The following is an 8,095-nucleotide window of genomic DNA, read 5'->3' as shown; positions in this document are numbered from 1 at the left end:
ATTAAGTTTGATGCGAAAATTGATTTCGATTATAGGAGAGATTTCTTTTTTGATATTTTTCTAACAAAAGTTGAAGGAAAACCATTTGAACTAGATTTAATAAAAATACAACTATTTAACCATAATAAAAATGAATAGCAATGAAAAAAATAATTTTAATAATGTCGTTAATTGGTTTGACGGTAAATTGTAAAAAAGAGAATATAATTATGCAAAATAATAATATAACAACCGAAAATCTAGTAAGTAACATTGTAAAAGAAATTAAACATTATGATACAGAACCTATATATATAATGGGATACACTAATAACTACACTTTTTTTGATGTAACAATTAATGATAGAAAAGTTTATTCATATTTTGATGATGAAAATTCGGGGAGTTCGTCTGGATTCGATATTAACCCTAATATTTTAAAAAGTGGTAAATATAATTTGAAATATAAGATGTACCCAATTGGAAAAGTAAAATATGATAAAGAAAATTATGGAACATTAATACCTGAAACTTATTTGAAATTAGATTTAGGTTCTTACGACTTAAAGAATAAGAGCAAAGGAGAAACTAAGCATACTTCTTATAAAACTCCAATGAATAAAGTACAAATTAGCGAAAAATACAGCGAGGAAAAATTTGTAGGAGCTGGTAAAACGTATTATGAAGGTAGTTTTGATATAGAGGTGCAAGTACCCTACGAGATTCATCCAGCATTTGAAAAAGCTAAGGATTTACGAAAAATGGATAAAAAAGAGCTTGAAGCTAAATTGTTGAGTGCCTACCAAAAAGTATGGAATATCTATCAAAACAAAGAATATGATAATATTGCAAAAATTTCTTTTGATAGTATGAAAGACGAATTAGTAAGTAAATATGCTTCAAAGGAAGAAGTTGCAGAGTATTGGAATTATTTACTTACAGCCTATAAAAGTAATACTTTTCAAATGCAACCTATTAAGGATTACAAACTAGAATTTTTTGCAGATGGAAAACTGGTGGCATTGATGCTCACTACTAAAGATAATAATTACAGAGGTAATACAGCGCTATGGGCTAGAGTAAATCACGATGGAGGTATGCGACCTTTGTTTTTAAATAGCTATTTCTACATTCCAGAGGGCGAAACCGAGTTTAAAGTGTATTAAACAAAAAAATTTGAGAACTACTAACGATACGATACCAAGTTTTCGCAATACACTTTCCGACTTGGTATGGATAGCCAACTTTTAGTATCTCTATTTTTTCTATGATAAATTAACTTTATCTTTTTACTATGTTCGAGTCTAATATGTCTTTTAGACGAAAGATGAAATCGTTTTTATAAAAAAACTGTCTAAAAGTCCTGTAATATCTGTATTCGTTAAAGAAATAAAAACATTTATAAGTCGTTATGCAATTTATCTCCATAAAAAATATCTACAATATCACTTTAACTTTTAAACAGTTCTGTATATTTTATGTTTGGATTATTATTCTAATTCCCTTCTTAATTTTCTCTCTCTCAAATTGTATTTAATACGTTTTACTAAATAAAACATGACAGGCACCATAACTAATGTTAAAACAGTGGCATATGTTAATCCAAAAATAATGGTCCAAGCAAGAGGTCCCCAGAAAACCACGTTATCTCCTCCCATGTATAAATGTGGATTAAGATCCGTAATCAATCCAAAAAAATCAAAATTTAATCCAATTGCTAACGGAATTAATCCTAACACTGCAGTTAACGCAGTTAATAATACCGGACGTAAACGAGATTTTCCAGATTCTATAATAACTTCCTTAATTTGTTCTAATGTCAGATCATCATGGCTTTCCAATCCGTTATCTTCTACTTTTTTATCCATTAATAAAACAAAAAAGTCCATTAATACGATTCCGTTTTTCACCACAATTCCTGCTAATGAAATAATTCCCATCATTGTCATGAGTACAACAAAATCCATTTGAGCGATTACATAGCCATAAAAAACACCGCTAAAACTTAATAATACAGTAAACATGATGACCAAAGTCTTAGAAATAGAATTAAACTGTAAAACAATAATAGTTGTAATACCTGCTAAGGCTAAAAATAAGGCAAAGAATAAAAAGTTTTGGTTCTTACCTTGTTCTTCCTGCACTCCTGAAAAACCATACGTAATATCACTTGGTAGCTTATAGTTTTTTAACTCATTAGCTATGATTTTTGTTATTTCGTTTCCGTTATAACCTGTTAAAATATTAGAGTACACCGTCATAATTCGTCTATAATTTTTACGTTTTATTTGATTGTACGTCTTTGTTTTTTCAACATTAGATATAGCAGCAATGGGCACTTGCATTATCTGTCCAGTATTAGGATTTCGATACGTTAAGGGTTGATTAAATAGAGTACTTTCATTTTTACGTTGTTCATTTTGTAAACGCATTACGATATCATATTTATCGTCTCCTTCTTTATATGTTGAAATTTCTTGACCATAGACTGCACGACGAAGTGTAAAACCAGTCATTCCTGTAGAAGCACCTAAACTTCCTGCATTTACTCTGTCAATTTTTACAGATAATTCAGGACTTTCTTTGTTTATATCTACTTTTAATTTTTCAACTCCAGGTATGTTTTTTGCATTTAGAAAATCAATCATCTTATCTGCTTCTTTCAGCATCAGGTCATAATCAGTTCCTGTTAACTCAATACTAATAGGATATCCCGCAGGTGGTCCTGCTGCATCTTTTTCTACGGTTACAGATGCGCCAGGAATGGTTCTAATTTTCAATCTAATTTCTTCCATTACATCTGAAGTATTTACACCTCTTCGGAACTTAAATTCAGAAAAATTAATTGTAACTTTCCCTTTATGTGGCGTTTCTGACTGTACTCCTAAGTCTATTTGAGGGTTTGTGGCTCCTACTCCAACTTGGGCTATAACAGAATTAGCTAGAAAATTTTCTTTCGTAGTAGGATCTACATATTTATTTAAGACAGATAGTATTTGTTTTTCAACATAGTCTGTAGCTCTATTGGTCTTATCTATAGATGTTCCTTGTGGATATTCTATATAAGCTATTACTTGGTTGGGGATATTATTAGGAAAGAATAAAACTTTTCTTGGAAAAATACCTACTAATAAAAAGGAGAAGAATAGCATTATTACAATGATTCCAAATGCTCTCCATGCTTTTTTTCCTGTCAAAATTTTTGCCAACATTTCTTTGTATTTCTCTTCCATACGTGGAAAAAAATGATGCTGAAAATCTTGAGTCCATTGATAGAGTTTTTTGTAATACAACCACATTAAGCCAATTGCTATTAAAGCAATATGTCCTATTGCTCTGGCTATTTTAACATCAAAAACATATCCTATAGCTATAAAAACAATCCCTAGAATGAGGAATAATTTAGTGTTATTTTTTAATGATTTTGAGGTGATATTCCTATCTACAATATCCATAGATCCTCCTGTCATAGCGGCATTAGTAACCATAGCTACAAATAACGAAGCCCCTAGTGTTACTGATAAGGTTAATGGAAAATACATCATAAATTTCCCCATAGTTCCAGGCCATAATGCAAAAGGTAAAAACGCCATCAATGTAGTTGCTGTTGATGAAATTACAGGCCAAGCAATTTCTCCTATTCCAATTTTAGAAGCTTGTACTCTTGGCATTCCTTTTTGCATATTAGCAAATACGTTATCAACAACAACAATACCATCGTCAACTAACATCCCTAATCCCATTACTAGACCGAATAAAACCATCGTATTCATGGTAACTCCTACTCCTTGAAGAATAGTAAAAGCTATAAATATTGACAAAGGAATGGCGGCTCCTACAAATAATGAGTTACGTAAACCCATTGTAAACATTAAAACAACCATAACCAGTATTATCCCGAAAATAATATGATTGGATAATTCTTCTACTTTATGTTCTACTTTAGAGGACTGGTCATTTGTTAAACTAATTTCTAGATCTTTAGGTAAAACGGTTTCTTTTGCTTTATTAATGACTTCTTTTACCTTTTCTATAGCAGAAATCATATTTTGTCCAGAACGTTTTTTTACATTAAGCATTACAACTTCTTCTCTTCTTTCTCGGGCAAAAGTGGTTTTTTCTTTTTCTTTAAAGGTAATAGTAGCTATATCTTTTAGATAAACCGATCCTCCTAATGTTTTTACGATAATGTTTTCTAACTCGGAAGGGTTTGTTATTTCTCCTGTAATTCTAATATTGTTACGGATTCCTTGTGAAACTAAATTTCCTCCTGAAAGAGACATATTTTCGTATCGAACAGCATTTGCAATATCATCAAAGCTTACTTGAGCTGCATTCATTTTATAAACATCTATGGCAATTTCTACTTCTTTAGTATCAACACCTAGTATATCTACTTTTTTTATTTCTGGAATTCGTTTGATTTCTTCTTCTAGATACTTTCCATATTTTTTTAATTGTTGGGTTGTATAATCTCCTCGAAGATTAACATTTAAGATGGGAATTTCTTCTGATATATTTAAACTAAATACGCTAGGCTCTACCTTTCCACCGTTATCTAATACGGGCCAACTTACGTTGGTTTTAGAGACATCTACTTTATCTTTGATTAAGGCTTTTCCTTGATCAGTTGTAATATTATCATCAAATTCAACTACAATAATACCGTAATCTTGATAGGAATCAGAAGTTACTTTGTTAACACCACTAATATTTTTTATTTCATCTTCTAAGGGTTTTATTACCAATTTTTCAACATCTTTTGCAGAATTCCCTGGGAATATAGAAGATATATAAATTTTATTTTCTATTACTTCTGGGAAATCTTCACGAGGCATCGTTATATAGGCATATATACCTGTCATTACAATTATTAAGGTAAATATATAAACAGTTACTCGGTTATCGACAGCCCAGCTAGATATACTAAATTCTTTTTGCTTATGTGACATATCAGCCCCCTACCCCCAGAAAGGGGAATTCCTATTAGGGGTCAATAGGAAAATTAGTTAATATTAAATTTTATTATAATCCATTTTAAAAATTAAAAAGTTAATTTCATTCCTTCTGAGATCATATTTGCTCCTTCTGAAACGATTATATCTTTCTGATTTAAACCTGAAAGAATTTCTGTATAATTATTGGCTGTTTGACCTATTTTAACAATTACCTTTTCAGCCACTTTATCCCCTTTCTGTCCTGTAATAACTTTATAAACATAGTTGTTTCCTTTTCCATCTTTTTGAATTATGTTTGTTGGAATTGATATAACAGATGGATTTGAGTAATCCATGATTTTTAATTTCGCTACTTGATTAGGTCTTAATAGTTCATCTGGATTGGATACATCTATTTTTACTGTAAAACTTCTATTGGCAGGATTTATAGTTTTAGCTACTTGACGCACTTTTCCTATGCTGTTTTTATTTATTGAAGCTATGTTTACAACTACAGCAGTTCCTCTTTTTACTCTTGGCAAATACATTTCTGGCACCTCTGTTCTAACATACATTTGGCTTAAATTTACGATACGCATTAAACCTTGTGGAGTCGCCGATACTACTTGCCCTCTTTCTACAAATACCTCATCTATTACACCACTAAAAGGAGCACGAATAACAGTTTTTGCAATTTGTGCTTTTATTTGATTGATAGATTTAGATAAACTTACCATTTGGGTTTGCGCTTGTAGATATTGAATTTCAGAACCAATTTTTTGATCCCATAAACGCTTTTGACGCTCATAAGTAGTTTTAGCTAATTCATATTGTGTTTGAATACTTGCTAATTGTTGGCTCATACCAGCATCATCTATCCTTCCTAAAATTTGTCCTTTACCAACAGACTGGCCTGCCTTTACATCTAAATTTACTAAAGTTCCTGGCATCTCAGGTTGGATCAATACATTTTGTTGTGTATCTACATTTCCTTGAATTTCAACATAATGATTAAACACTGTATCTTTTACTGTAATAGTCTGTACTAATGCTTCATCTGTTTTCTTTTCTAAAGTCCCAAGAACTTCATCTAATTTTGCTAAATCAGCTTGAAGGCTTGCTCTTTTATTTTTTATTTCTGTTAGGTTTTTGCTTTCTATTAAGGCATCTATTGTGGTAGAATTTTCTTTACTTCCACAAGAAACTAGCAATAATGTGTGAATGGTTAGGATAACTATTTTTTTCATCTGTGATCGTATATAATTTTAGTTCTTAAATAATAGTTTTTCTAAAGCTGCTCTTTTGGTAATAACTTCTACCATAGATTGCAAGTATGCTTGTTGCGATGTGTATAACTGACGTTGCGCTTCTGTAAATTCAAAACTAGTAGACAGCCCTTCTTTAAACTTTACACTTTGCTTGTTTTCAATTCTTTCTGACAGAAGCAATGTGTTTTTTGCATTACCATATTGTGCCACACTGTATTCAAAATCGCTTTTTGCTTTTTGATATTGAAGTTTTAGTTTTTGCTCTGTTTCAGCTAATCTTGTCTTAGCTTGTTCAAATGCTATTTTAGCTTGATGCGTTTTAGCTTGTCTTCCCAATGAGCTAAATAGCGGAATATTTAAACCAATTGAAAGAGTAGAATAATCATACCATTTTTGATTAGCATTAAACATAGTAAAACTATTATCAAACGTATTGGCTCCAAAATTTACTTGAGCTCCCAAGGAAGGCAATGCTTTACTTTTTTCTAACTTTAGTAATAATCGGTTAGCTTCTACTAGATTAGTATTAATCTGATAATCTACAGAGTTCTTCGTATCAAAAGTTTGTGACAGAATAGCTAAATCTATGTTTTGTGATGCAAGTACGTCTAATTTATCTGTGAGTTGAATGGTTTGATCAATTTCTATTCCCATTAAAAGTTTGAGCATATTGGTTGCTATTACTTCCATACGTTTTGCATAATCCAACGAACTATTAATTTCGGATAATGTAATTTGTAAACGTTCTACTGATTCTTCTTCAACAAAGCCATTTTTATATATTTGTTTTGTATCATTTAATGTTTTTTCTAGTATCACTTTATTTCGTTCTACGATCATGATACTTTCTTGTGCTAACAAAACATCTCCATAGGCTTTAGTGGTTATTTCTCGGATTTCTTGCGCTGTTTTTACTTTTGCATCTTGAGAAATTTTTAGATATGTTTTAGCGGATTCTAAACCTACTAAATAAGAACCATCAAAAATCAATTGGCTTAATGTAAGCTTTGCATCCATGGCATTGTACTGACCAAATCGTAATGCGGTAGGTACTCCATTAAAACTGATTACACTAGTAGCTATCTTGAAATTATTTTGATACCCCACATTTGCACTTATCTGAGGCAATCCGATAGTGGTTGTTTCCCATTTCTTTTTTTGAGCTATTTCAATATCTCTAGTTGCATTAATAGCTGTATAATTATTTTTTGTTGCATAATCTACAGCTTGGTTTAAACTAAATGAATAGTTCATTTTTTCCTGAGCATAACCTTGCCCTAAAAAAAATACCGTTAATAAAAGTCTATGCCAATTTTTCATTTAATTGTTATATTTCAGTAATTGTTTCTCTAATTCCTTTATTCCTTTGGGTGTTGCAAGTGCTCTAGTATGATACTCTAGCGCTTCTAATTTTAATGTTTCGCTTTCTAGTTGTGTGTTTTCATTAATACTAAATATAAGTGTATAATAAAATTGTATATACGTAGGTATGTGTACTTCTTTTCTGTAAAGGCCTTCCTTTTTCCCTTTTTGAATATTTTTTTCAAACATTTCATTACAATCTTCTATTTCACTCGCCATTAACTGATTATAGATATCAGGATAATGTTTTTTTAGTTGATAAGCGGGTGAATTATCATAAGATTGAAACATTTCTTTAAAAAGCCGACGAATTTCAAAATTTTCCTCTATTGCATTATAATTTTTAGCCACAATTTCATCTATAACCAGATGTATTTTTTCATGAATGACAAAAGTTGACTCTCTTATTAAAGATTCTTTATTACTAAATACTTTATATATTGTCTTTTTAGAGATACACATTTCAGCAGCAATATCATCCATAGTAACACTTTTAAAACCGAGTTTTAAAAACATATCTGTAGCCTTAGCAATAATTTTATCTTTCAT

At 30.7% G+C, this 8,095-nt stretch carries 5 protein-coding genes; 1 reads left to right on the top strand and 4 read right to left on the bottom strand.

What is annotated here, in order from left to right:
* The first annotated feature begins 140 nt into the window (after positions 1-140).
* Positions 141-1,145, top strand: a complete 1,005-nt coding sequence (locus tag B0A78_RS01900; protein WP_077225787.1) for a hypothetical protein — start codon at positions 141-143, stop codon at positions 1,143-1,145.
* 324 nt (positions 1,146-1,469) lie between these two features.
* Here the strand turns inward: B0A78_RS01900 and B0A78_RS01895 are convergent, their stop codons facing one another.
* From B0A78_RS01895 to B0A78_RS01880, 4 genes are all read right to left on the bottom strand, one after another.
* The gene (locus tag B0A78_RS01895) at positions 1,470-4,931 is read right to left on the bottom strand and encodes an efflux RND transporter permease subunit (RefSeq protein WP_041253248.1); all 3,462 of its coding nucleotides are present in this window, start codon (positions 4,929-4,931) and stop codon (positions 1,470-1,472) included.
* 92 nt (positions 4,932-5,023) lie between these two features.
* Positions 5,024-6,163: an efflux RND transporter periplasmic adaptor subunit gene (locus B0A78_RS01890; RefSeq protein WP_014166010.1), complete on the bottom strand. Its 1,140-nt coding sequence runs from the start codon at positions 6,161-6,163 to the stop codon at positions 5,024-5,026.
* Positions 6,164-6,181: 18 nt separating this feature from the next.
* The gene (locus B0A78_RS01885) at positions 6,182-7,504 is read right to left on the bottom strand and encodes a TolC family protein (protein WP_097609320.1); all 1,323 of its coding nucleotides are present in this window, start codon (positions 7,502-7,504) and stop codon (positions 6,182-6,184) included.
* Complete coding sequence (locus tag B0A78_RS01880) at positions 7,505-8,095, bottom strand: TetR/AcrR family transcriptional regulator (protein WP_097609319.1); 591 nt, start codon at positions 8,093-8,095, stop codon at positions 7,505-7,507.

The sequence above is a fragment of the Flavobacterium columnare NBRC 100251 = ATCC 23463 genome, from assembly GCF_002530675.1.
Lineage (GTDB): Bacteria > Bacteroidota > Bacteroidia > Flavobacteriales > Flavobacteriaceae > Flavobacterium > Flavobacterium columnare.
The sequence above is the reverse complement of the archived record's forward strand: the minus strand, read 5'-3'. Positions and strand labels throughout refer to the sequence as shown.